Source organism: Bacillus sp. FSL E2-0195, from assembly GCF_038003645.1.
Taxonomy (GTDB): domain Bacteria; phylum Bacillota; class Bacilli; order Bacillales; family Bacillaceae_G; genus Bacillus_A; species Bacillus_A mycoides.
Genome location: NZ_JBBOPN010000001.1, coordinates 85,001 through 87,500, shown reverse-complemented (window position 1 = coordinate 87,500; position 2,500 = coordinate 85,001). Strand labels below are relative to the sequence as shown.

The window sequence follows — 2,500 nt, the reverse complement described above, 5'->3', positions numbered from 1 at the left end:
TTGGAGCGGAAGACGGGATTCGAACCCGCGACCCCAACCTTGGCAAGGTTGTATTCTACCACTGAACTACTTCCGCAAGACATGTTTGAGTTATTTTATTAAAAGTGCGGGTGAAGGGAGTCGAACCCCCACGCCAAAGGCGCTAGATCCTAAGTCTAGTGCGTCTGCCAATTCCGCCACACCCGCATATTTCATTAAAATGGTGAGCCATGAAGGATTCGAACCTTCGACCCTCTGATTAAAAGTCAGATGCTCTACCAACTGAGCTAATGGCTCGTACAATTAAAAACTGGTGCCGACTAGAGGACTTGAACCCCCAACCTACTGATTACAAGTCAGTTGCTCTACCAATTGAGCTAAGTCGGCTAAATGGTGGAGGATGACGGGATCGAACCGCCGACCCCCTGCTTGTAAGGCAGGTGCTCTCCCAGCTGAGCTAATCCTCCAAATTGCCTGGCAACGTCCTACTCTCACAGGGACAAGGTCCCAACTACCATCGGCGCTAGAGAGCTTAACTTCCGTGTTCGGTATGGGAACGGGTGTGGCCTCTCTGCCATCATTACCAGACTATATTCATTTAAGACAAGAATTATTATAACTCATTAACTTTTGAAAGTCAACAAGTTTTTTATATTCTTTCAAAACTAGATAACATTTGCTTCATATTATATGGTTAAGTCCTCGATCTATTAGTATTCGTCAGCTCCACATGTCACCATGCTTCCACCTCGAACCTATCAACCTGATCATCTTTCAGGGATCTTACTAGCTTACGCTATGGGAAATCTCATCTTGAGGGGGGCTTCATGCTTAGATGCTTTCAGCACTTATCCCTTCCGCACATAGCTACCCAGCTATGCCCTTGGCAGAACAACTGGTACACCAGCGGTGCGTCCATCCCGGTCCTCTCGTACTAAGGACAGCTCCTCTCAAATTTCCTGCGCCCACGACGGATAGGGACCGAACTGTCTCACGACGTTCTGAACCCAGCTCGCGTACCGCTTTAATGGGCGAACAGCCCAACCCTTGGGACCGACTACAGCCCCAGGATGCGATGAGCCGACATCGAGGTGCCAAACCTCCCCGTCGATGTGGACTCTTGGGGGAGATAAGCCTGTTATCCCCGGGGTAGCTTTTATCCGTTGAGCGATGGCCCTTCCATGCGGAACCACCGGATCACTAAGCCCGACTTTCGTCCCTGCTCGACTTGTAGGTCTCGCAGTCAAGCTCCCTTATGCCTTTGCACTCTACGAATGATTTCCAACCATTCTGAGGGAACCTTTGGGCGCCTCCGTTACACTTTAGGAGGCGACCGCCCCAGTCAAACTGCCCACCTGACACTGTCTCCCGGGTCGATAAGACCCGTAGGTTAGAATTTCAATACAGTCAGGGCGGTATCCCACCAGCGCCTCCACCGAAGCTAGCGCTCCGGTTTCAATGGCTCCCGCCTATCCTGTACAAACTGTACCAAAATTCAATATCAGGCTACAGTAAAGCTCCACGGGGTCTTTCCGTCCTGTCGCGGGTAACCTGCATCTTCACAGGTACTATAATTTCACCGAGTCTCTGGTTGAGACAGTGCCCAAATCGTTACACCTTTCGTGCGGGTCGGAACTTACCCGACAAGGAATTTCGCTACCTTAGGACCGTTATAGTTACGGCCGCCGTTTACTGGGGCTTCAGTTCAGAGCTTCGCTTACGCTAACCCCTCTCCTTAACCTTCCAGCACCGGGCAGGTGTCAGCCCCTATACTTCGCCTTACGGCTTCGCAGAGACCTGTGTTTTTGCTAAACAGTCGCTTGGGCCTATTCACTGCGGCTTTCCGTTAAGAAAGCACCCCTTCTCCCGAAGTTACGGGGTCATTTTGCCGAGTTCCTTAACCAGAGTTCTCTCGCACACCTTAGGATTCTCTCCTCGCCTACCTGTGTCGGTTTGCGGTACAGGCACCTTTTATCTCGCTAGAAGCTTTTCTTGGCAGCGGGGAATCAAAGACTTCGCTCCATAAGGAGCTTCCCCATCACAGCTCAGCCTTCACGATAAGCGGATTTGCCTACTTATCAGCCTAACTGCTTGGACGTGCACAACCAATCGCACGCTTCTTCTATCCTTCTGCGTCCCTCCATTGCTCAAACGATAAAGAGGTGGTACAGGAATATCAACCTGTTGTCCATCGCCTACGCCTGTCGGCCTCGGCTTAGGTCCTGACTAACCCTGAGCGGACGAGCCTTCCTCAGGAAACCTTAGGCATTCGGTGGACGGGATTCTCACCCGTCTTTCGCTACTCATACCGGCATTCTCACTTCTAAGCGCTCCACCAGTCCTTCCGGTCTGACTTCACTGCACTTAGAACGCTCCCCTACCACTGATACCATTGGTATCAATTCGCAGCTTCGGTGGTGTATTTAGCCCCGGTACATTTTCGGCGCAGAGTCACTCGACTAGTGAGCTATTACGCACTCTTTAAATGGTGGCTGCTTCTGAGCCAACATCCTAGTTGTCT

General features: G+C 51.1%; 5 tRNA genes and 2 rRNA genes (1 of these 7 only partly in view). All 7 read right to left on the bottom strand.

Annotated elements, in window-relative coordinates:
• Window position 1 precedes the first annotated feature (1 nt).
• Window positions 2-76 (bottom strand) — tRNA-Gly (locus MHH59_RS00470).
• A 29-nt stretch (window positions 77-105) separates the two neighbouring features.
• A tRNA-Leu gene (locus tag MHH59_RS00465) sits at window positions 106-186 on the bottom strand.
• Between the two features lie 14 nt (window positions 187-200).
• Window positions 201-276, bottom strand: a tRNA-Lys gene (locus MHH59_RS00460).
• A 14-nt stretch (window positions 277-290) separates the two neighbouring features.
• Window positions 291-366: transfer RNA gene (locus MHH59_RS00455), tRNA-Thr, on the bottom strand.
• 4 nt (window positions 367-370) lie between these two features.
• Window positions 371-446 (bottom strand) — tRNA-Val (locus MHH59_RS00450).
• Between the two features lie 5 nt (window positions 447-451).
• Window positions 452-567, bottom strand: a 5S ribosomal RNA gene (gene rrf, locus MHH59_RS00445).
• A 102-nt stretch (window positions 568-669) separates the two neighbouring features.
• Window positions 670-2,500, bottom strand: a 23S ribosomal RNA gene (locus MHH59_RS00440) (it continues 1,091 nt past the right edge of the window).